This window comes from Mucilaginibacter sp. P4_D1 (assembly GCF_056401935.1).
The window spans coordinates 1-23,627 of sequence record NZ_JBFUIJ010000039.1 but is presented as its reverse complement, the minus strand read 5'-3'; the positions used below and the strand labels follow the sequence as shown (position 1 = coordinate 23,627).

The following is a 23,627-nucleotide window of genomic DNA, read 5'->3' as shown; positions in this document are numbered from 1 at the left end:
AGGGCTACGGCATTAACTTGAAACTAAAGTAGGCCGTTGTTTAAAGATGCTATATAGCATCTTTGGGGTATTTTGGGGGGGGATGCCATCCCCTCGGGCGAGGGCTGTGCACATGTTTTAGAAAAATCCCATAGGGGTTGAATGTCGGTCGAAATAGGTCAAAAAATAATTACGTGCCGTAGGTACGTCACTATTGAATTTTTCAGATCGGATAAGCATTGATAAATGGCTAAACATGGTTGATAGTTTCGTACCTATGGCACGAAAAAGACGGAGGCCTGATTATTCTACCGACATTTCACTCCTAACGGAGTGGCTTTTCAAAATTACTATCTGCTATAAAAAATGCATGACCTTCGCCGTTTAGAGGGCTCTAATATCCAGTAGCCAGGTCATGGAATCAGCACGATGGCTATTTACCTATTCACATAAGCCTAATTGTTTTTTTTGTCCGAAATTATATATGCTTCCCCTATCCTACCTTAACCAAAAAACTTCCGTTTAATAACGATGGTTTGTTGTATTCGAATGGCTGGCCGTCGGGCCTTGTCATTACTGCGCCACTGTAACCGGCAATGGCCTGGCCGGCGGCGGTGTCCCATTCCATGGTGGGGCCATGGCGGTAGTAAATATGGGCTTTACCTTCGGCTATCAAGCAAAACTTAATGGAACTGCCAATGGAAATAGTAGCCGAAACAGGGTATCGCGCCAGCAGCTCTGCTTCCTCTGCTGATGCATGCGACCGGCTGCCTACAGATATCCATTCCGAAGCGTTCACGTCGGCATAAATTTGCGTTTTCCCGCCTTCGGTTGTTTCCTTCCAGCTGCCAATCCCTTCACCTCCATAATAAAGATCATCGGTTACTGGTACGTAGATGATGCCTAAAACCGGGGTATTGTTATGCATAAGCGCAATGTTCACGGTAAACTCGCCGTTGCGTTTAATAAACTCCCTGGTGCCGTCAAGCGGATCAACGCACCAGTAATATTCCCAATTTTTCCTGGTCTCATAGGGAATATCCTTGCCTTCTTCAGAAATTATCGGGATAGCGGGAGTAAGCGCGGTTAAACCTTCGGTAATGATATCATGGGATACTTTATCTGCCAGCGTCAAGGGCGACAAGTCGTCTTTCAGCGTTACCTCGATATGTGTATTGTAAACGCTTAAAATACCTGCTCCGGCTTGCTTAGCCAATAACAATAAGGCGGTAAGTTCGCCTGGCGAGATGATTGAGATGCTATTTTCCATATAGTTTCAAAAAATGTTGCGTTTGGTTTTTAATCAACGCCTTCTTCAATAAAGGCTTTCATATCGGCCTTTGTGCTGATGGTTTTCTTTTCATGATGTTCGTAATGAAAATCTTCCAGCTTTTGCAGCAGGTGCTGCAGTGTAAGTTTCTCGGAAATGCTGAGCTTGCCGGTTATCATTTTGCCGGCATAGCTTGTATCTACAAAAACCTCGTATAATAACTGCTTGCCCTTATCGGTAATGCCCACGTATTTGCCGCGTTTGTCTTCGGGGTTATCCCATTGCCTGGCCAGGCCTGCAGCTATCAATCTCCTGATCACTTCTGTGCCCGATGTTTTTTCCTGCAGGTTATAGTTAATCAATTCGCTTTTTGTTAAGTGATCATGCGTAAGCAAAATAGCCAGCCCGGTAAATTCTTCGGCGGTTTGCAGGGGGGTGCCATCCAGTGCTTTTTTAATGTAGAATTTGGCGTAACGGCTCATAAATACAAACAACCTGCCTATATTATTATCCAGTTGATAGGCCACTTCAAGCGCCATTTTTTCGCTTTTACCGAAACGGACATCGCCATTAACATAATCGTCGGCAGGGTCGGCTACATGGTTAAGTAAAAAACCGGTAAAATCCTGAATGGAAACTTCATCGCCTTTGTTCTCCTTCTCCATCTCTTCTACAAGGCTTATCAATTGATGAATGAGTTTGTATGATTTCATGATTTTTCTATCTAACGGTTACCGCCATTTGTTGCCAAATTTATAAGTTTTATCTTGTTATGCTATTTTCTGCTTTTTGAACTCCGAATAGGCCCTCATATAAGCCGTTTGCGGATCTTTTTCGGGCTTAAACCCCTTGAACAAATTTAAGGTGCGCAGCAGTGTTAATTTATAAGCTGGCAAAACGCGGGCATCAATGCCCAGCATATCGGCAACATCAGCACCCAGTAAATAACGCATTAGCCCCAGTATCTCATTGGCTGTGGCTTTGCCCTCGTTTACCGATACGATATGTGTTGTAAGGGTTTGCGTAAGCTGGCGGCCATGTTCCGAAACGCAAAACTGGCGGGCATTAATGGTATGATCAAGCAGCTGCGCCATTTTTGAAGTCGTGGGGATCAAATTCTCCTGAAGGCCTGATAAGTAACCGATAACATTCCACAAGTGGATATAGGCTTCCTGGTCGGCCTCGCTCACCGTAAAGCCCATAAGCCGCAAGCCCCGGATAACGATCAGCGAAAACGAAAGATTAGTGCCGGCCATATCTTCCTGGTTAATAGGGAGTCCCCAATCATCGTTCCATTTGCCGCTTTGCAGCGTATAGTACCGTACGGCGGCATGCATTAACCTTACTTTTAGTATTTCGGTAAAACCGTTACCCTCGCCTGCAAAGGCGCCGGGCGCCATTATTTCCCAAACAAATACCGCGGTTTCGTGCAGCCTTTTACTGGTTTCATTTCTCATCCGTTCCGAGAGATAGAGCACCATGGCGCCATTAGCAGCGGTGTAACAATACGGAAGCGAAAGCAGGCCCAGTAAAGTCATGATAGTTTCGGCGTGCCTGGCAAAAAAAGCGGCGCCGGTTTTCATTAGCCTGGGGCTGGCCCATGCCGGCAAACAATTGGCTTCATTTATGAATGGCACACCCGGAAATTGCTCAGTTAAACGGCTATAGCCCGCGGTACCACTTAACCAAAGCTGCAAATCCTTTTTCAAGCCGGCATCCTTAAAAGCCTGGGCAATAAACGCATCTGCAGGCTGGTCGCCCAGCAATCTTTTGCCGTTCAAAAACTCGTTGGTATAAGTATTGTGCCCACTCATTTTAATTCATTGATTGAATAATAGCTTCTGCGGCAAGCCTTCCGCTCTTCATTGTTGCATTAATCGAGCCATCCATTTATAGTTATAATTCTATTTCTTTCGGCTGAACACCCGGTTTGGCATACGCCAGGCGGCCCACCGGCTGCGGCAGGTAATAACTATCCAGCCCGGATACCGTCATGGTGCACGCGGCAGCATGGTTTATCGTTCCGTCATCGGCTAACAGGCTATCATCGGCCATTAGTAATACCACCTCGCCTATCACCATCGTAGTGCCATTTATTGCCAGGTCTGTCATTTCCCGCAGTTCGAGCCCCATCCGCACGGTGGAGCTTGCAACAAAGGGCGCCAGGAAACCCTGGCTATACATTTTTTTAAATCCACACTCATCAAATTCCGACACACCTGATGGGTAGCTTGCACTGGTTTGATGCGCCTGCTTGTACCATGCCGGTAACACATTGTTGAGGGTATATTGCCCCACCAGGCTAATGTTACGGAGGGTATCATTATGTTCGCGCTCGGGCCGGATGATCACGCCGAATAACGGCGGGTTTGACCCGAGGTGAAAAACCGAACTAACCAAACACAGGTTGGTTATACCATCGGGGTTAATGGTACCCAACAGGTTAAGCGATTTATAGCCGTTTAAACTATTTACCAGGTTAACCCGGTAGCGCTTTTCCATAGCCGCAATTTGCCTGCTATTAATACTTGTCATATCAGTTTGTTTTCAATTTACCCAATCCGCCATCAATACCTATAACCTGGCCCGTTATCCAGCTGCTATCGTCCGAAAGTAAAAAAGCGATGGCCTGGCTGATATCTTCGGGCTGTCCGTATTTACCCATGGGATGCCTTTTTGCTGATGCTTCCTTTTTTTCGGCAGTGCTTAACAGGTTTTGCGCCATAGGGGTATCTGTTAACGATGGCGCAACCACGTTTACCCTTATTTTTTGAGCGGCCAGTTCGGCTGCCAGCGAAAGAGCCATACCCTCGAGCCCGCTTTTTGCCGCTGCTATACTGGCGTGATAAGGCATGCCTGTTTTTGCCGCTACCGAACTTACAAATACTACAGATGATGAACCCGAGGCCTTTAACCCCTTAAGCGCCTGTTGTACAACGCGGGCCGCACCTACCACATTTAGCTGGTAATCATTCAAAAAATCAGCGTCGGTAAGCCTGCTGAACGGCTTTAAATTAATGCTGCCAACAGCATAAACTACGCCGTGCAATACTTCGGGAAAAAAAGTGGCTGCAGTTTCCAGATTGCCGGTAACATCAGCTGCAAGATGCTTAACACTTTGAGGTAAACTGCCAGACAGGTTCCTTGAAATAACATAAACCTGTGCCCCGGCCTGGCTAAGCTGTTTAACCAGGGCCAGGCCGATGCCCGAACTGCCACCCGCTACTACAATATTTTTGCCCTGGAAATTCATGAGCCTATGTATTTAAGAAATTCATTTTTTGTTTCGGGGTTAAGGAATTTGCCGCTGTACTCGGCCGTAATAGTTGTACTGCCTACATCCCTTATACCCCGGCTGGAAACGCAATGGTGGTATGCATCTACTATCACCGCCACATCTTCGGTACCCAGGGCCTCTTTTATCAGGCCTGCAATTTGTATCGTAAGCCTTTCCTGCACCTGCGGCCTTTGCGAACAGTATTGAACAATCCTGTTGAGTTTTGACAAACCAATTACCTGCCCGTTGCTGATATAGGCAACATGAGCTTTACCAACAATAGGCACAAAATGGTGCTCACAATTGCTAAATACCGCTATATTTTTTTCAACCAGCATCTGGTTGTAATTAAAAGGGTTTTTAAAAAGCGTGGGCACAGGCTTGTTAGCCGGGTTTAAGCCGCTAAATATCTCCTTAACATACATTTTGGCAACCCGCTTAGGTGTATCTTTCAGGCTATCGTCGTCCAGATCCATCCCTAACACATGCATAATGCCGGCAAAATGCTTTTCAATCAATTCTATTTTAGTTTCATCGTCAAGCTCAAAAGCATCGCTGCGCAAAGGCGTGTCAAATGCCGAACCCGCGTGTTCCAGGGCAGCATCGGCAAAATCGCTGCTCGTATTGTTTTTAATTAAAGTATCGTTGTTTATCATTAATATATTTGAGTGTTCGGTGTACAATTCAAACCAGGTTTATAGCTGTTACCATTTTTTTAGCAACTTCATGGTGGCGGCGTTGCTTATCCCCTATCCATGAATAAATCATTACGTTTAAAAGTATCAGGTCCATGCCATAAAAAATATCTTCAATTGGTATGGTCAGGATGCGGATATTAAGCATTTGCGCCGGGTTATACCAAACGACCGGCTGCTGCAAACCTGTGCCGGTAAGCAGCCCGTTTACAATTAAAAATGGCAATAGCAGTATAAGGTAGCTTACATAAAAACCGGGTAGCCAGGTGACCTGCAAAACAAACCTTGCCACAAAAACCAGGACAGCCAACGCCATAAAAGTGAAGGCTGTGTAGCTTAAATTCCTGAAAAATACCGCCATAAAAACCGATGAAACTATCAGCAGTATACTAATGGCAGATTCCAACGCCTTCGGTATATTTTTTTTGATGAGCATATTAAGGCATACGTAAGAAAAAACACAGGAATAAGGAATACATAAAAAAAACAGTACTTCCTCAATGGGCAGGTTACCTACATTTATCCCGATCAGGTAAGCCGGATTAAACCCCCATATTTTCAGATGGGTAAAATACATGTCCCATCCAATAAAAAGTAAACCCGTAATAATTACGGCCGAAAAAAAGGCCGGCCAGTTTTTGTAAAACTTTAGCTTTGGATGAAACGAATACAGAAAAGGTACCAGGATTGAAAAAAAATCAATCAACAGATAAGTGCTTTTCATGCCGGCTGATTGTTTTTGTTTTCGCGGAAATATTTAAAAGGAACCCATAGCATGCCAAAACACTCGCCTTCTTCTTTCCCAATATGCTTATGGTGCATTTTGTGCGCCCTGCGAATGGCCTTTAAATACCAGTTTTGCGAGTTACGCAGTACTTTAATGCGCTGATGTATAAATAAATCGTGCACAAAAAAGTAGCAGGCACCATACAGCGTGATACCGGTACCCACACAAGTAAAAACCGGCATGGCCCCCAAGGTACCCGCGGCCAGGCAACTGATACCCGGTATAGCGAAGACGAGGAAAAACAGGTCGTTTTTTTCCAGGTAACCGGGCTGTTCTTTTTTATGATGGTCGCGGTGCCATACCCATAACAAGCCATGCATTACATATTTATGGGTAAACCAGGCAACGCCCTCCATCGCAAAAAATGTGATTATGATAATTAAAGCGTTCATTATTGCAGGTTAATTGGGGTTATTGGTAATAATTTGTGTGCACCTGCTCAAAGCAGATCTTCAGCCATTCCGTATAATCGGCAGGATGTTCAACAAGCTCCCGGGCAAGGTCATCAAGGCTGATGTACCGGTAGGCCGCTACCTCAGCGGGCGATGGATTGGGCACCGCGTTACTTACGCCAAAAAATACGTGGTCGTATTCGTTTTCAACGAGGTTTGCCTGCACCGCGGCAAGATAGCTGAAGCTAAAAACGTGATTTAACTGGCAATCCATACCCATCTCTTCCATTAAGCGGCGATGGGCAGCCTCAAGTGTATCCTCGCCGGGCCGCGGGTGGCTGCAGCAGGTGTTTGTCCATTTACCGCCCGAGTGGTACTTATCCAATGCGCGCTGCTGTAATAACAACTCGCCTTCCAGGTTAAAAACAAATACCGAAAATGCGCGGTGCTTTTTACCCTGCAGGTGGGCCTCCATCTTTTCCATGGTACCCACTTCGTTATCATCATCATCAACCAAAACAACATGCTCTTCCATCGTACCGGTATTAAATTATCAATTGCTTTTGGGGGCGGCCACAGCTTTGTTTACCATTAGTTTTAATTCAGCATCATCAAGCTTGTAACAGTTGGCTTTTAAAAATGCTTCGTCTTTTTGCAAACTGCCATTGTATCCTAAAAACGCGGGGGCATTTGCCTGTATGTTGTACCGCAACAAACGCATTTCTACATTCAGGGTATCGCGGGCTATGGCGTTTTCTATCATCAACTTACCGGTGTTGAATTTTTTCAACTTACTGAAAGGGCTACCTGTAAACCGGGCCTGTATAACCTGGGCCACGCCTTTGTAACAACACAGTATAGGTGTAGCAGCACTATCAACTGTTGTTGTAAGCAGCAGAAATTTCGCCGACGAGTCCTTTTCGGTTGCAGAATACCTGTAAAGCGACCGCAACTGTTTTAGCGTCGGCTTTGGCTGCTGCAGGCTAAGTAAAGGAAGCATCAGCGTAATATATAAGGCAAGCTTCATAACACATTTAATTTGTACCGCACCAGCGAATCAAACATCAGCCAAAATTTATGCCCGTTGGATACACGGATGCGTTGCTCCATCACCCGCTCGGCCGGCACATTGGCTATCTTCCGAAATAACTGCCTGTAGTAAACATAAGCCAGGTAAACACCCTTGCGGCATGAACGGGGCAGCTGCCTGATACCGTCCAGTGCCTCGTTAAACTCGCGAAGAATATCTTGCTCGATAGCTTTTTTATCACCATCAGAAAAAGAAGCCAGGTTTACTTGCGGAAAATAGTTCCGGTTCAGTTCCTGGTAATCGGCGTTTGCATCTCTTAAAAAATTCACTTTTTGAAAGGCGGATCCTAATTTCATAGCAGGCAGGCGCAGCCGTTCAAACTCATCAGCGTTGCCGTTGGTAAACACATGCAGGCACATTAAACCCACTACCTGTGCCGAACCAAGTATATATTCCTCGTACTTATCGGGGGTGTACTCCTGCACTGCCAGGTCCATTTCCATGCTCTTTAAAAACTGCCTGATAAGGTCATGGTTGATGTGATATTTATTAACAACCTGCTGAAAAGAATTGAGTACAGGGTTGATGCTGATGCCACGGCTTATAGCGCGGAAACAATCTTCTTTAAACTCAGCTAACAGCAAAGCTTTGGGATAATCGTGAAAGCTATCCACAATTTCGTCGGCCAGCCTTACAAAGCCATAAATGGCGTATATGGGGTCCCGAAGCTCTTTCTTTAAAAAATAGATACCCAGCGAAAAACTGGTACTGTATAGCCGGGTGGTTTCCCTGCTGCACGTGGCAGATAATTTATCGAATCTCGCTTTCATTTATTTTTGGTTGAATATTTGATTAATTGCTGKGCCGAAACTTTACCCGATATAATTGACGGCGGCACACCGGGGCCAGGAACTGTAAGCTGCCCGGCATAAAATAAATTACCTACCCGGCGGTTGCTGATGGATGGCTTAAGATTTGCCGTTTGCATGAGTGTATTAGCCAACCCATAAGCATTGCCTTTATAGGAGTTATAATCGGCAACAAAATCATTTATACAATAGCTTTGCTTATAATCCAGATGTTGCCTTATAGCTATGTCGCTAAAACGTTCAAGCCTGTCCATAATCAAATTAAAGTATTTTTCCCTCAGGTCGCCGTTATCCTCAATCCCAGGTGCCAGCGGCATCAGGATAAACAGGTTTTCGTGCCCTGCGGGTGCCACGGTGTCATCGGTTTTTGAAGGGCAGCAAACATAAAACAGTGGTTTTGAAGGCCATTGGGGCTCTTTATATATTTCCTGCGCGTGCTGTTTCAAATCGGCGTCAAAAAACAAAGTGTGGTGGTCAAGCCTATCTATTTTGCGTGTTACACCAAGGTAAAAAATAAGGCTTGATGGCGCCATTACCCGTTTGTCCCAATACGATTCCTGGTAATTTCTGAATTGTGGCTCCAGCAGTTTTTCTTCTACATGATGATAATCCGCCGCAGCGATAACGCCATCATAGTCCTTCGTATCATGGGCAGTAGCAATTGCCGAAACCCGGTTGTTGACTACCTTAATTGAAGTAACAGCCGTATTGGTACGAAATTTCACGCCCTGCGCTTTGCAAACTTCCTGCATCCCCTCAATAATTTTACCAAAACCGCCCTTCGGATACCAGGTACCCAGCTGTAGGCCGGCGTAATTCATGAGACTGTATAAAGCCGGGGTATCTTCGGGCATGGCCCCTAAAAACAGTACAGGAAACTCCATGAGCGCTATTAGCCTGGGATTTTTAAAAAACTTCCTGACGTGTTTGCTAAAGGCAGTAAACACCTGTAATTTAAAAACTCCTTTAAACAGGTCCCAATCCAAAAATTCGGTAAGCGACAAACCGGGTTTGTAAACCAGTTTATTCATTCCCGTTTTATATTTATAAGCGGCCTCAGCCAAAAACACTTTTAATTGCGCCGCGCTGCCGGTTTCTATCGACTCAAACAATTGGCATAAGGCGCTGAAGTCAGCAGGCACGGCCATAACACCGTCATCACCAAAAACTACCGAAAATCCGGGATCCAGTTGCTTCAGTTCATAAAAATCGGCAGGCTTATAACCAAAGTCATTGAAAAACTTTTCAAATACCTCGGGCATCCAATACCAGCTTGGGCCCATATCAAACAAGTAACCGTTATTGGTGGTCAACTGCCGGGCACGGCCGCCTATGGTTGCATTTTTTTCAATCACATCAACCTGGTATTCGGCCTTTGCCAGGTATGCAGCAGCACTTAAACCGGCAAAGCCCGAGCCAATAACAGCAAAATTGGTTTTATTGTTCAAAATAAGCTAAAATGATTGTTTATGTAAATATGGTTCATCAACCCGGATAAACCAACTAATCAACAAACAAATATAGTACTTAATTGTATCAATAATTAAATTATTGTATAATATAGTACCAAATAAATAAAATTATTTACAACCCCGTGTTTTAAGATAAACCCTGTTAACTCAAGTTTGCCGCGGACGCCATTATCAGTTAAGTTAATATTAGCCTTATATTTACAAAAATTACAGCGTTTAACAGTCGTTTTAATTTGCCGGCGACGAAGTTATATGAAAAAGCACCTGCATTTACCGTTTATAATTGCATTACTACTCCTGGTAATGATAAAGGCTTTGGCAGCGCCAGGCCCACGGGAAAATGTTGCTTTTAAGATATTATCCAAATCCACAACCGCCGCGCCGCAATTGATTGTTGGCGAAGTAACCGGGGCTATTTCTGCCTGTGCCGGTACCGCCTCTACCAGCCCGGCTGTTCAGCAATTCACGGTATCGGCAAGTGGTTTATCTGCCGATGTACAGGTTACCGCACCCGGCGRTTTCGAGGTATCGCTTACTGCCGATGGTACTTTTAATACAAGCGTTGTACTTACACAAACATCCGGTTTAATATCCAGCCAGGTAGTTTATGTACGTTCATCGGCACAGGCCGCGGCTGGTAATATTTCGGGCGATGTCGCGCTAACCTCGGGCGAAGTAACGCAAACAGCAAGGGTAAGCGGTCATATTAATCCCCTGCCCCTGGTTAACCCCATTCCCGATCAAACCGTGCAAAACGGACAGCTTACCACCGGCGTTATTTTTACAGGCACCGCACGCAGCTTCAGCTGGACAAATGATAATCCCAGCATCGGCCTGGCCGCAAGCGGAAACCAGGATATAACCCCGTTTACAGCTATAAATACCGGCACCGCGCCTGTAACCGCACATATCACAGTTACACCCGCGCCGGCAAGTTACGCCTATGCAGCCAACAGCTCGTCAAACTCGGTTTCGCTTATCAATACCATTACCAATAGTGTTGAGCAGGTTATTACCGAGGGGATGCCGGCAAACTCCAGCCCGCAGCGGCTGGTGTTTAGTCCCGATAAAAGCCTGCTGTATGTAAACAACGAGGGCTCGCATACCATAGCCGTAATCAATACCGTCACCAATAAAGTAATCACCACTTTCCCGGCCGGGTTCGATCCTGTTGGCATGGTCATAAGCCCCGATGGCAGCAAGTTATATATTACCGATGCCAGCATCAACCAGTTAACCACCATCAGCACGGCTAATTACGCCGTTATAAAAACCGTTACCACAGGCGATACCCCGTATGATTTGACCATCAGCGCCGACGGTAAAAAACTGTACATCATCAATGCAGGCTCAAACCTTGTGCAGTTTTATGATACCGCTACCAGTTATTTTGAATATGCCATCATTACCGGCACAACGCCCAACAGTATTATCATCAGTCCCGATAATAAAACGCTGTACGTAGCCAATTACAACTCGCACGATGTAGCCGTTATAGATATTGCCGCCAGGCGTATCCTGTATAAAATAGATGTTGGCACAGCCGCCAACTGCCTGGCCATAAGCCCGGATGGGGCAAGGCTTTACGTATCCCTCATTAACGACAAAAAAGTTACCGTCATCAACACCTTAACCCGCAGCATTGCCGCCACTGTTGATGTAGGCCAAAACCCGGCAGGCATCACCACCAATAGCGATGGCAGCAAGGTTTACGTGGTTAATTCCCTTTCGCCGTATATATCCGTTATCAACGCGGCTACCAACACCGTTGCGCAACAAATTCCGGTTCAACCCGGGGGCAGGTTTATGGCTATTTTAAGCGATAATGAATGCCCCGGTTTACCCGTTCAGTTTGCTATTACCGTAAACCCACCGGCAGTTCCGGTTGATATCAGCATACCCAACAGCTTTTCGCCCAATGGCGACGGCAGCAATGATCTTTGGGCCATCACCGGCTTAAGCACCTACCCCAAAAACACGGTAGAAGTATTTAACCGCTACGGCCAGCGCATATTCAGATCAGCCGGCTACAGCACCTCCTGGGACGGCACCTTTAACGGCCAACCCGTTCCGCCTGCCACCTATTATTACATCGTAAACCTGAAGAATGGCAAGAAGGCGCTATCGGGCAGTGTGACGGTGGTGAAATAGTTTGCAGTTTTGAGTGAGCAGTAATTATAATCATATTATTGTAAAGCAGATGTCACCCTTTCAGGGCTGTCACACATGTATCGCTTTGCAGCACGGGGCGCCGCCCCGTGCTGACAGATTATACGCTTTCAGGGCTGGCAATGTTAAATTATGGTCGTGTACGAAAATGTTGCCTATAGCCCGGCCTCGAAATGGCAACAGGCATTCCACATCGATTAAAAATTCGCCAACAGGCCAGCCCCGAAAGGGCGTCATCCATCTGCGACGGGCATCGCCCATCGATTAAAATACACCAACCAAACAGCCCTTAAAGGGTGACATAGCAGCCGCAGTAACCATATCAACAAGGGCGAAGGGCGCAAATATTCGCCGGCCCGGTATTATGATAGTGGCCAGAATGGTTTGGCTTTCTGCGACATTATAACGGGTAACGAGTTTGTTGGAGAACAACTCTAACAAAGCGCGGGCGAGGGTAGACTACGGACAACTGGGGGTACTAATCGTAATACCCTTTCTTAAACACAATTACCGATTCGCTAACTTCATTCGGAGAGTCATCTCTGTTCGGGGCATACACACCTACGCCAAATTTATAAGATGTAAAACCTGTATACATAATCTCTAACCCATCGTCCCACTCTGCAATTTGCTCTTCGACCGACGCATAGGGCAAGTTTAACAGTTCAATCGTAAACAAAATCGGATTTGCAGGCTTCACTATTTCTATTGCTTCACATAAAAAATCTTCATCATAACCTATAAAAAGCCCTAAATTTTCGAAAAAATCAGTTGGAGTTTTAGAAAATTGGTTACGGTAAAATTCAATATTAGGCTCTTTTAGGAGTTTCCTGATTTCATTTCTATGTAGTCCCAAAGGGATATTTCCGAGAGACTCATATGGCGTTATTGTGTAATCCATGCTTTATTCTTTGGTTGTTGATGTTTTTGCCTTATTTAATTTATCTGCGTAAGCTTTCGCTTGTTATATGCCGATATCATATTTTGTGCCGAATTTAGCTTTAACATCGCTAATATCTAAGTTCTTAGCACCTTCAAAACAAAGCCCGGCATCACGGCCAGGCTCTGGTTATTCTACAGCTTTATATTATCCAACATACACCCTGCATTGCATGAGTACCACAGGACAGGAGGCCTGCGGTAGCGTTCAAAAAGCCCTGGTGGTAGCTGGGGAAAAGTGCTTGCGGTAGCTGGGGGGGGTATACCCCCCCGGATGAAATCAATCATCCAGGATTTGCATATTTAATACCTAGCATGGAGTCCATCTATCAGGGGAGATTCATGCCCGCTTCATTTTCCAGGATCTCGGCCAGCGAAAAGGATTTTGCCATCCTTGGGTTGCAAGATGATCTTAAGCTCACCTCCGCCATGTTGTCCATGAAGTGAGCCCATAACCATCCAGGTTCCATATTCGGTCAAAACAGCGTCAAACGGTTCTTCGTCATAGATATCTTTTCCGTATATGGGCAACCATACTGCTTCAGCTATTTTAATTGCCGTTTCCTTGTTGGGAACAAGGCCTTTCACTTTAGGCCCGTCAGATACTTTTTGTTTGCATGAACAAAGGAGTGTGAACAAAAAAAACATCACTGTTATTTTAATAGGCTTGTTTTTCATATTATTCGAAGTTTAGTTTAATTGAAGGGTTTTTCTGAATCCAGGACATAATTGTATTGTAGGCATCGTTCCCTCCATTATTGCCTTTGTTATGCTCAGATCCCTGCAATAAATCGTGAAGAGCATCCTTAAAAAGGTAAATTTCCAATTTTTCATTGAAAACAGGCTTTATTTTCTTTACGCGTCTATCGTCTCTTGGGTCGCCTGGCATGTCTGAGCTTATTTGAGTTATCTTACCAGTTTCTGGATCATATTTTTGCAAGCTTCCATTAGGTGTGACTACATATCCAGGATAACCAAAATGATTATTTAGTTCTTTGTCGGGATCGGAAAAAGTGTTATTCCAGTCAACATACTTGCCTGTATGAGGATCAACTTTATAATCCCATTTTTCATCATATCCTGCATGGGAGTGTATGTCCGCGACAGTGTGATTCCACCAAGGAACTGGGGCATTGGAATGGCGGGCGTCGCCAGCTTCGGCCTTTGTATAAGCAAAAAAGGTTTTGCCATCCTTGACGACAGTATAAATGGATGAAGCGTATTCTCGATTCGCCCATATTGAATTACCGTTATAGTATCTTCCCCAATCCTTCGCTGCCTCGTCCATTGATGTAAAAACATCGCCAGGCTTCATTCCATCAGGATCTATAAATCTAATGGGATTATCAAACGCATAGCTGTAAGGGCTCCATCTCCTCATTTTCTCTGCCAATGGATCAACTGCACTCCACCTCCCAATCACCGGATCATAGAACCGCGCGCCGTAATCGTAAAGCCCCGTCTCGTCCTGCAGCTCCTTGTGATTGTAAAGATAGTGATTTGGAGAACTTGGCAAAGAGCCGATCAAACTTTGTATGGTATATCCAAACGCGTAATAGTCATTCCGCTGCGAGTTAAGCGGCGTAAGCTGGTTCACGTCCGATGGGTCCCAGGTGGTGGTCAGCCTGGTGTTGCCCAGGTGGTCCTTCAAATCATACTCGTACTTGTATACGATCCCGCTTTTTCTCGCACGGCCCTCTTCCGTCTGAATAAAGGAAATCACGGGATTAGTTCCAGTATACTCGTACTGGATGCCGCTCACGTACTCGGTTACGGTGGTTGTGCTAACGGTCGTCGACAGCTTCCTCAGCTTCCTGCCCGTGGCATCGTAGATATAGGCAACGGATATACCGGACCTGACCACAGTTTGCGGCAGGTTCAGCATATTGTAAGCCTGGGTAAGCCCTTTATTCAGGTCAACAAGCTGGTTGCCGTTGCCATCATAAGTATACTCACCCACCTGGCTTACCGTATTGTTAAACCCTGAGTTGGTACCGCTATCATCAATCCGGTCAACCTTATTACCACTTACGTAGGTATAGCTCAGGTTGTCTATCAGCTGGGCTGCTGTTCCGTTTTTATCGTACCGTTTCAGCGTTTGGATATTGCCCATTGGATCGTAAGTCAGGTTTTCGTTGTAAAAACCGTCACCTGTGGTTGTGGTCGTACTTATGGCATCCGTCAACCGGTTCAGCTTGTCGTAGCTGTAGTTGTAAGTAAGGGCCGGGTAACTGGTGCCCGACAGGGCCGTGGTCTTCACCGCGGTGCTGCCAATGTTGCCGTTGTACAGCGGCACCGCCGCATTATCATATTTCAACTCTATACCAAACTGGTCGTTGGTATCGGTATTGGTTATCCCCCCATCGGCGCTCAGGGTGGGGTTATTGATATTGGTCAGCCATCCCCTTGGGTTATACCTATAATCCAGGTTCTGTAAAAAATTGGAGGTGCCGTTGACCGAATGCAGGCTTTTTTTGGTGAGCTGCCCCAGTTCGTTATAGCTGGCTAAGGATACCCGTACTGCACCCTGGATGGTATTGGTGCTGTCCTGCAGCTGGCTGGCATTCGACCTGCGCCTGCCCATATGGTCGTAGGAATAGGCTTCAGACGACATCAGCTTCCGCACCGGGGCCGTCTTGGCAGCGTTGGCGGTATAGTGCACCCGGTAGTTGGTTACCAACTGCTTGGCGAAGTTGTACCCGGTGATGACGTCGTCGTAGTTGTACTGGCTCAGCGCCGACGAGCCGCCCACGTAGTGCTGCGTAAACGTGCGGATCACTTCCCCATCTTCATCATAGTACGGCATACTCCACAGGTAATCGGCGGTAGTATTGAGCACCAACGTCTTGGTGGCTGTAACCAGCCCGGTGGTATGGCTGCTGTACAAAGTATTGCCCAGCTGGTTGTACATGGATGGAAGGCCGGGGATATTGCTGTAGCTATCATAATAAGAAACACTTAGCACCGTATTGATGGTTGTTGGCCATGCATTACTTGTATAACCCGTGCCAGTTGTAGTGGTGGTTTCCCATTGGGTGGTTACCACATCAGCAAGGCCCTGTACGGTTGCAAGATTGTTTACGCCCCCGGTACTGCCGGTATGCTGAAATATTCCCGTAATTACTGGCCTGCCCATTGCGTCATATTTGGTAACTGTCCATTCCTGCGGCGCTTTCATGCGTTGCACCGAATCCTGCGTGCCGATCACCTGGTCTAAGGTGTTATAGATCATAAACTCCCAGCCCTTACCCGGTACTTTTTTCTGCGTAAGCCTGCCCCGGCCGTCGTAACGGTACTGGTAGCAAATATTATCAATTGTTGCCTGGCTTATCGTGGCCGTAGCATCGGGGCTTGCTCCCGGCGGCAGCACGAAGCTCAGACTGCCCCGTTCATCGTATACGTAATAGGTGCTCAGCATCTCGGCAACCGTGCCTTTAATGTTGTAAGTGCGTTTCAGCACAATGTGGCCTTCTTTGTCCTTATAGGTTTCGGTTGTGCCGAAGCAGCCGTCGGTTGCCTTCCAGTTCTCATCCTTGGCTATGGTTACATCCAATTGATTAGGACTGTAGGTAGCTGTATTGCCTGTACGTACCAGGTTCCTGCTGCCACTTGCATTAATGGTAGCGGTATACAGTGCGGCCTTGCGGCTGCCCAGATTGGTGCTGCTTACATTGGTAGTACTAAATGTGCTGGTTTGCTCATTACTGGTAAAGGCAACCCTTACCGTATGGTCGGCATCGGGATTGGCAGACAACTGCCAGGCCGCGCCGGGCGCTCCCTGCTCAATTACCCTGCCCAGCGGCGAGGGCTCAAAGGCGGTTACCGCATACGGGAACTGTGTAAGCACAATGGCATTGCTTTGCTTGCCTTCAATTGTCCCGTTCGATGGATTATAAAAAGCCTTTACGCCAGTTGTCGCGCCCAGCGCATCCGTGCGGTAGGTACCGTAACTGGTCGTGCTGTTTACATAGGGCAGGTATTTTTGCGCCTCCCGGTAATACCCGTCATAGGCAAAGGGCTGTACCACGTCATAGCCCGCCGGAGATGCCTGCCTTTGCACCGTTTGCAGCGGGCTGCCCAGCCCGTCGACGTACTGGATCGTCGTCATCACCGAGTCTTTTACCGTTGTCAGCTGGTCAAGCCGGGTATTGGTTTTTATAGCCGTGCGCGGTATCCGGCTGCGCACATAGTTTTGCGTGGTGGTTTGAGCAAATAGTGCATTGCCAATAAGCAGGCCTGCCACCAGCAGGATGCTTTTATATATTTTATCGTGTAATTCCATTTGTTCTTTTTTAAATAAGGGTTATGGGGTATGATGGAATTATTATATCTCGGGGTTTACGGGTACATAACCAGTTCCCGCCTGTACGGTTACCGACGACGAATAACAGATTTGTATACTGCTATTGGTAAAACAACCGGATGATAGCAGCGATGCGCTGGTGCCCTGGTTGGTACCCGAAGATATGGTAACTGTACTGTTTGTGGTGGTCACTTCAGGGTTCGGCGAGCGCCCGTCATTGTAGGTCGCATTCTTTATGTACTGGTAATTGATGGTAAGCGTAACGGGCACATTATATGCTTGCGTACAGTTGGAATCCGAGTACGATTTAAACACATACGTATTGTACGTGAGCCCGTTACTTACGCTGGTGCTGCCCACCGACACATTTACATAAATGGTTGGCGGCACCGGGCAGGCCGAGGTATTGGTACCATTGCTTACCCATTGCGTTTGGTTGTAGGTTGGGCTGTAGGGGTTGGTATCCACCTGCTGCTTTTGCTGCTCGCCCGTGTTTTGGCCAACGCCGTTCGTAACGCATCGCGGCGGCACCCCGCTGTCCTGCCATACCGGGCCCTGATTTGCATAGTTGTAATCGTAGTTTTTCAGGATATTGCCCTGCCGGTCCTTTACGTTTACCAGCCGGCTTTCGCTGTCGTACTCGAAAAAGGTGGTCATGCCTTTAGCGTCGGTGCTGGCGGTTACGCCGGTCAGAGGTACATATACGTAAGTGGTCATCTGAGTGCCTACCGGGCATAGTCTTACCTCGTCAATCAAATTGCCGTTGCTGCTTATCGATATGCTGGTTATCCCCGTCAGCGTCCATTCATACAATGTCCAGGTGCTGGTCATGGTTTTGGCTACGCCGCCAATGGTTATAGTGGCGCTGCCCTTGCCCCAAAGGCTTACCCTGTAATTGCCCGATGGCAGGCTGCTTTTACTGATGGTGCCGCTGTAGCTTTTTACCCCCGTGCGCGCATCGGTGCCAACCACATTGGCAGCAGTATAAGTCCAGCTGTTGTCGTCGTCTTCAAAGCTGGTATAGGCCGCCCCGGCCAGGTCGGCGTTCTTAACCTGGGCAATGGGGTAATTGTTATGATAACCCCACAGGTAGGCTACCTGGTGGCTGGTGGTGGTTGTAGGGTAATAGCCTGCAATGTCCTGGCTTTCCACATTGGCAGTAGTACTGTTGTAATTGGTGGTAATGCGTGCTTTATACCTGCTGTCGCTCAGGATACTGGTATATAAGCCCTGCGCGTTCTTGGTTTCCTGGTTCAGGCTGGCAACAGGGTTGGCATTAATGAAACTGTATAGGGTGCGGGGTTTGTTTTGGTCATAATCGGTGATCACCCCATCGGTCATTACCGAATCGGTGGCCGAGCGTTTGAGCCAGCCCTGCTTTTCAATCACCATGCTGATGCCGGTGGCGCCGCTGCCCGTGGCGTAGTCTGCCTGGTACTTGTATTTCTCCACCCGGGTAGTACCCTTTGAATCAGTTGTCGACGCAAGCACTTTATTCCGGTAAGGAATGGTGTATAAATAGGCCGACGAGGTAACTACCGAGTCGCTGGTGTTCACATAGCTCACATGTCGCTCGCTTTTCAGCCGCAGGAAGGCAGGCACGGTATTGTAGTTGCTGTAGATGTACTCCCGCAGCATTTCTTCGGGAAACCCGCAACCCAAAGACGGCGGGTATATGCCGACGCAGGGAATCCTGCGGACGGCCAGGTGGGGCTTGATGCCTATAAACAGCGCCGTCTCGGTAACGTCGAGGTCGTAGCTGGATTCCTGCTTTTGCAGGCGCACGTAGCTGGTGCCCACGCGCTTGAAGTCGGTCTTGCGCTTCTGCACAACAGACAGGCTGTTGTTGCCTGCCGTTCCCAAGGCGTCAAACTCGCTGCTGCTCAGCAGGAACTCGCTGCCGTTCACGTCCTTCTCGTACACCTTCTTGTAGTACATGTCCTGGCTCACGCTAAGGCCGTTGTTGCTTGCGGCGCTGTAATTCCGGTACGACCGGGTTTCCAGGCCCGTTATTTTGTACTGCATCTCGGTGTAATCACCCTCATCGTAAAACGGCACGTTGATCAGTACGCCGGTAGACGTGCCCGTGCTGTCCTTGTACACGTACTCCTTTACCGCCGATGCCGTACCTGTGGCCGAAGAATTGAGGTAGTTACTGATGCGCCTGATCCGGAGGCCGGGGCCCGGGATGCCCTCCACAACCTGGCTGGTCTGCTGCTTGTACTGCAGGCTGGCGCCCACGTCGTTCTCCTTGTCGTCGCACTTGATAAGCATGCTGTAGGTGCCTGGCTGTAGGAGCACCGAATCGGCCTTGCTGGCGTCGTCCCTGAAGTAGTTAATGCTGAAGGTATAGTTGCCCGGCGTGATCGTCACCTCGGGCGTGAAGTTCTTCGTCGGGTCATCTGGGCCGTAGCCGCTTGGCGCGTAGTACATCCCAAGTTTGGGGTTCCTGGAGTAGTATAGGTGCACCATCTGCGCGTTGGTGATGGTAAAGCTGGTGGTTGACGAGATGACATTGGTGGTGGTGCTGTCCATCCGGTGTATGTTGTCGCCGTTGTTCATATTGTTGACAAGAAGTGTGGTACCGGTACTGTAGATATTCGGCTCGTACTCGAACACCGAGGATCCGCCGGTAGGATAGACGATCTTGTTGAGCACAGTTTGCTGGCTGTAGGACATGTTGGGGTCCTTGGTTACGCCCTGCGGATAGATTGTATTGGGCATCATGTTGGCCGTTTCCGAGATGTCGCCGCCGTTGGAGTATCCCCAGTGGTCAACTGCCGGCAGGTTCCGCGATGTGCCGATGTACCCCCCTCCGAAGCCGCCGTTGTAGTAAAAGGTGTGCCTTTTGAGCATTGCCGCGTTTATCCCCTCGTCAACGCCCAGCAGCTTGAGCCGGTGGGTGGTGTAGATGCCCAGAGAAGGATCGGAAAAATACCCGTAGTTGAACTTGAAGCGGTTAACGACAGTGCCCTGGTAGTTCTTGATGTCAATGTTGTCCAGTTGGGCCGTCGGCATGTCGAGCCGGGCAGTTGCCGCATTGAACACCACCGTCATCTTTGAGCTGGTCACCTGCGTAAGCTGTACGGCGGCGGCCCGCGTAGGGTAGGCGAAGCTGATTAGTCCGGGCGTGTAAACCGGGCCGCCGCCGCCGGGATGCTCCACGGTCATACCCTGCCTGCCTGGCCCCCGCTGGTCGATCATCACCGGCGACGAGTAGCTGAACGTAATCTGGTCCTTGTAGTCGGCCGAGGTGGCGTTTCCCAGGTACCAGCTGGAGACGTAGTCTGTCGGCAGCACGTAGGTTTCGGGAGCCTGGTTGGTGTTTTGCGGGTTTACGGTATGCTCCGCCACGTTAAACGTGTAGACGGTACCATCCGGGGCGGTGATTACGAAGCCCCCGGTCGGGCTCAGGTACGATATGTTTAGCTGGTTGTAGGGATACTGGTGGCAGGTACCGTTCTTGATGAAGAACTTGCCCGTATAGCCGGCGAAGTTGTAAGCGTATACGTCCGGCTCTGTGTCTACGATATTGTCGTACAGGGCCTGGTCCATGAACTTGCGGGTGACGGAGTCGGCCGTAGTGTACCGCCAGCTGGTGTTGTTGTAGCTGTACTGCGACTGCACGAACTCGTCGACCTTGTCGCGCACGATGCGTGTGATCACTCCGCCGCAGTTTACCGACCATCCCCAGCCCACCCAGCTTGCCGCCTCGGTCGGCCTGAAGCCGTTGTTGTTGTACGTAAGTGTTATGGGAATCTTCAGCTGCCTGCCGCTCACTTCGGTGATGGGGATGGAAATGCTCGGGATGCCCGTCTGCATGGAAACGGGCACCACGCCGTACTTGCCGAGCGAAGCCGCGTTGGGCGATGCCGGAATCAGGTCCGTGCGTAACGCGAAGTGCGGCGAGACGGATGGTGTGGTTTGCGCAAGCAAGCTCGCGGAAGGGAAGATTGCTGCCAGCAGGCATAATAAGGGCAGGACGAGGGTTTTAAACCGCATGTGATGATGGATAAAGTATCAGGGATTATCTAAATTATTTGTTTTTTTAATTGGACCGGCTGAGCCTGCAATGCACCACCGAGCCGTTCAAGCTCATGTTCATGCCTATGGAATCGGCGTATACCGTTCCGTTGTGGTAGACATCAAGCCCGTTTACGGTAACTTTAAAGTGCAGTCCGGCGGTATCCAGCCTTCCCTGGTCAATCGGAAATTCGCCCAGCGGGCTTTTGGCTGTACCGGCAACAGAATCGCCGATGAGCGTAAAGTTATAAGTTAAAGGGTAGGCGGTGCTGTCGGCCTGGCGAAGTGCGCCGGTCCATTTGCCGCTCGGGTTGGTCGCGCCCACAAAGCACAAGGCGAAGCAGCCGGATAATACGGTGGTGATAAGGATTCGTGGTTTCATTTAGTTATCGGGGTATCAATAGTTTCGGGACTTAAATTAGTAGCATAAAAGTTATTTTGCAATAGGTGTTTTCACCTGCCGGCACCCCGTTAAAATACGGGGTACCGGATTTTTGAAACAAATATTAGTCGGTTACGGCGCGAGCTGTTTTCAGATTTTGGGCAAAGGGAAGCGGATCGCCCCCTCTTGGGCACAATTGTTGTACGGCTGTGTACGTGAGTGTCACTTGTGACTTCCTTTAAACAAATACCGATTAAAGCACAGCTGAGCCAACGCTCAAACCTCTACTCAACACCTATGCTAAAACGTATTAACTCCCCGATGACACGCACAAATATTAGATGTGTCTAAACTGCACGATCAGTTTAGTGTTAACCATGATAAAATACAAAAAATTGATTATCAAATATTTATAAAAAATATATTTGAAATATGTTAAGTTATGTTAACCCAATTTATATGCGTTTGCCCTGCGGTGCAAGCAAGTATTTCAGCTGCCACCCCTATAACATCGAAATGTGCCCGCATGCAAATCATCTTATTTTTGTGGAGCATTGAAGCCTACGGTTTCCGGCGTTCGCGTTAGGGATTGCAATGGGTACCGGCCCACGAGCGTAACGCCTGCAGGCGTATGAATGAAAAGCCCGCCCCCGTTTCTACCAACGGGGAAACGCCCATTTAAAGTAGCAAGTAGTTAGTATCAAGTAGCAAGATAGATGGCTAAAAACGATGTTTTTTCAGATGAAGCAATGGGGCTAAGTTGCGACTTTGTGGCCATCAAGATATGTAGCAAAGCGCAGGCCTGTCATCGCTAAAGCAGCAGCGCACAAAACCTGTGCTAAAAAAGATAATGCCTCCCCGACATAGCCGAACCCCGGCGAGGTGGAACAGTGCGTCAAAACGCTGAGGAGGTTGCCCGCAAACATTCTTGTTGCAAAAACCGACGGGTTGCAATGCAGAATTGAAAGCATTTATGTACCTTAGTTACAGCACGTTCTCATGCGCAGCAATTTATGCACCTTGCACAATTAGTTTCCCTTTATACCTGGATTGTTATTACAGCATTTGGCAATGGCAATTATAAAAACGCGCAATTATCTGCTAATAACAAGGTTGACTATAACACCTTTAAAAAAAGTGTAATTGACCATAAAAGCCTACTGATTAAACACCCGGCAAAAGATATTGGTAACTATTTGTTCAAACTGATAGATGAGGATATTTATAACTATTGGGCGGGTACCCCCTGGGAATTTCATGGAACTACACAGCAACCCAAAGCAGGAAGTATTGCTTGCGGGTATTTTATAACCAATACCTTAACAGACCTCGGTTTTAAGATTAACCGGGTGGGCCTTGCCGAAGTTCGTTCCGGCGACATGATCAAAAAGCTCTGCGTGGGCATTGAATCATTTAATAGCCTCGGTAAACTGAATAGCTACCTGGCCAAACAGCCGATTAACTCGGTTTTCATTATTGGCCTTGATTTTCATACCGGCTATATTGTTAAAACCACTACCGGTTGCTATTTCCTTCATTCCAGCTATATCAACAAGGAAGGAGTGGTACGGGAAAAAACAGATACATCGCCAGCACTAAGCACCAATAAATTTTTCATGATTGGCAGTTTAACAGCAAACAAACATCTGCTACGAAATTGGGTTGCTAATAAGTCCCTGTTGTAAGTAATTTTTAAAACTACCCACTATTATACCTGGAGGTGGTGTGCTGCATTCAAGTGACACTACCTTGTCAGTAAACCGTTTACCCGCATAGCAATTTATACCTGTAGTAACTTATTGCATATTTATTGCCTATTAGTACCAATAACCTGCGCAGGAAGTACATCTTTTTACCACAAACGTGTACCTTTTGTAAGCTAAACTCAGCAAAGCAAGGTATCCAACCGAACACCAATGAACTAATGAATGATTGAACTTTTCAAAACGCAAAAACCCCTCATCAGTATGATGAAGGGTTTCACGATTCAGCCTTTAAGGCGGATAAGATTTGGCACCGACCTACTCTCCCACGTTTTAC

19 protein-coding genes are annotated in these 23,627 nt (G+C 47.6%); 2 read left to right on the top strand and 17 right to left on the bottom strand.

The window, feature by feature from the left end; genetic code table 11:
- Window positions 1–472 precede the first annotated feature (472 nt).
- The 12 genes from cysQ to AC1DV1_RS24400 form a co-directional block, all read right to left on the bottom strand.
- On the bottom strand, window positions 473–1,249 hold the full coding sequence (gene cysQ, locus AC1DV1_RS24455) for a 3'(2'),5'-bisphosphate nucleotidase CysQ (RefSeq protein WP_477364894.1): 777 nt from the start codon (window positions 1,247–1,249) through the stop codon (window positions 473–475).
- Between the two features lie 29 nt (window positions 1,250–1,278).
- The gene (locus tag AC1DV1_RS24450) at window positions 1,279–1,962 is read right to left on the bottom strand and encodes a MarR family winged helix-turn-helix transcriptional regulator (RefSeq protein ID WP_477364891.1); all 684 of its coding nucleotides are present in this window, start codon (window positions 1,960–1,962) and stop codon (window positions 1,279–1,281) included.
- 57 nt (window positions 1,963–2,019) lie between these two features.
- On the bottom strand, window positions 2,020–3,063 hold the full coding sequence (locus AC1DV1_RS24445; RefSeq protein WP_477364888.1) for an oxygenase MpaB family protein: 1,044 nt from the start codon (window positions 3,061–3,063) through the stop codon (window positions 2,020–2,022).
- An 82-nt stretch (window positions 3,064–3,145) separates the two neighbouring features.
- A complete protein-coding gene (locus AC1DV1_RS24440; protein ID WP_477364885.1) occupies window positions 3,146–3,784 on the bottom strand; it encodes a flavin reductase family protein in 639 nt (212 codons plus the stop codon).
- A 1-nt stretch (window position 3,785) separates the two neighbouring features.
- Window positions 3,786–4,502, bottom strand: coding sequence for an SDR family NAD(P)-dependent oxidoreductase (locus tag AC1DV1_RS24435; RefSeq protein WP_477364882.1), 717 nt, complete (start codon window positions 4,500–4,502; stop codon window positions 3,786–3,788).
- Window positions 4,499–5,182, bottom strand: coding sequence for a GTP cyclohydrolase I FolE (gene folE, locus AC1DV1_RS24430; RefSeq protein WP_477364879.1), 684 nt, complete (start codon window positions 5,180–5,182; stop codon window positions 4,499–4,501). Before folE ends, AC1DV1_RS24435 begins: the two co-directional genes overlap by 4 nt.
- A 28-nt stretch (window positions 5,183–5,210) precedes the next feature.
- Entirely contained in the window at window positions 5,211–5,945 is a 735-nt protein-coding gene (locus AC1DV1_RS24425) for a lycopene cyclase domain-containing protein (protein ID WP_477364876.1), read from the bottom strand.
- Window positions 5,942–6,400: a sterol desaturase family protein gene (locus AC1DV1_RS24420; RefSeq protein ID WP_477364873.1), complete on the bottom strand. Its 459-nt coding sequence runs from the start codon at window positions 6,398–6,400 to the stop codon at window positions 5,942–5,944. Before AC1DV1_RS24420 ends, AC1DV1_RS24425 begins: the two co-directional genes overlap by 4 nt.
- A 19-nt stretch (window positions 6,401–6,419) precedes the next feature.
- On the bottom strand, window positions 6,420–6,935 hold the full coding sequence (gene idi, locus AC1DV1_RS24415) for an isopentenyl-diphosphate Delta-isomerase (RefSeq protein WP_477364870.1): 516 nt from the start codon (window positions 6,933–6,935) through the stop codon (window positions 6,420–6,422).
- Window positions 6,936–6,953: 18 nt separating this feature from the next.
- Window positions 6,954–7,427 carry a hypothetical protein gene (locus AC1DV1_RS24410; RefSeq protein WP_477364867.1) on the bottom strand — a complete coding sequence of 158 codons (474 nt, stop codon included), beginning with the start codon at window positions 7,425–7,427 and terminating at the stop codon, window positions 6,954–6,956.
- On the bottom strand, window positions 7,424–8,260 hold the full coding sequence (locus tag AC1DV1_RS24405) for a phytoene/squalene synthase family protein (RefSeq protein WP_477364864.1): 837 nt from the start codon (window positions 8,258–8,260) through the stop codon (window positions 7,424–7,426). The genes AC1DV1_RS24410 and AC1DV1_RS24405 overlap by 4 nt, the downstream gene beginning before the upstream one ends.
- Window positions 8,257–9,747, bottom strand: a complete 1,491-nt coding sequence (locus tag AC1DV1_RS24400; protein ID WP_477364861.1) for a phytoene desaturase family protein — start codon at window positions 9,745–9,747, stop codon at window positions 8,257–8,259. Before AC1DV1_RS24400 ends, AC1DV1_RS24405 begins: the two co-directional genes overlap by 4 nt.
- Window positions 9,748–10,023: 276 nt before the next feature.
- Between AC1DV1_RS24400 and AC1DV1_RS24395 the strand changes: the two genes are divergently transcribed.
- Window positions 10,024–11,922 carry a T9SS type B sorting domain-containing protein gene (locus AC1DV1_RS24395; protein ID WP_477364858.1) on the top strand — a complete coding sequence of 633 codons (1,899 nt, stop codon included), beginning with the start codon at window positions 10,024–10,026 and terminating at the stop codon, window positions 11,920–11,922.
- A 496-nt stretch (window positions 11,923–12,418) separates the two neighbouring features.
- On the opposite strand, the gene AC1DV1_RS24390 is transcribed toward AC1DV1_RS24395, so the two are convergent.
- From AC1DV1_RS24390 to AC1DV1_RS24370, 5 genes are all read right to left on the bottom strand, one after another.
- Window positions 12,419–12,841: a hypothetical protein gene (locus AC1DV1_RS24390; RefSeq protein WP_477364855.1), complete on the bottom strand. Its 423-nt coding sequence runs from the start codon at window positions 12,839–12,841 to the stop codon at window positions 12,419–12,421.
- 389 nt (window positions 12,842–13,230) lie between these two features.
- Window positions 13,231–13,557 carry an NTF2 fold immunity protein gene (locus AC1DV1_RS24385; protein ID WP_477364852.1) on the bottom strand — a complete coding sequence of 109 codons (327 nt, stop codon included), beginning with the start codon at window positions 13,555–13,557 and terminating at the stop codon, window positions 13,231–13,233.
- 1 nt (window position 13,558) lies between these two features.
- Window positions 13,559–17,161: a DUF6443 domain-containing protein gene (locus tag AC1DV1_RS24380; protein ID WP_477364849.1), complete on the bottom strand. Its 3,603-nt coding sequence runs from the start codon at window positions 17,159–17,161 to the stop codon at window positions 13,559–13,561.
- A gap of 42 nt (window positions 17,162–17,203) precedes the next feature.
- A complete protein-coding gene (locus tag AC1DV1_RS24375; protein ID WP_477364846.1) occupies window positions 17,204–21,184 on the bottom strand; it encodes a hypothetical protein in 3,981 nt (1,326 codons plus the stop codon).
- 46 nt (window positions 21,185–21,230) lie between these two features.
- Window positions 21,231–21,587: a hypothetical protein gene (locus AC1DV1_RS24370; protein ID WP_477364843.1), complete on the bottom strand. Its 357-nt coding sequence runs from the start codon at window positions 21,585–21,587 to the stop codon at window positions 21,231–21,233.
- Window positions 21,588–22,600: 1,013 nt separating this feature from the next.
- Between AC1DV1_RS24370 and AC1DV1_RS24365 the strand changes: the two genes are divergently transcribed.
- A complete protein-coding gene (locus AC1DV1_RS24365; RefSeq protein ID WP_477364840.1) occupies window positions 22,601–23,272 on the top strand; it encodes a hypothetical protein in 672 nt (223 codons plus the stop codon).
- Window positions 23,273–23,627: the final 355 nt, after the last annotated feature.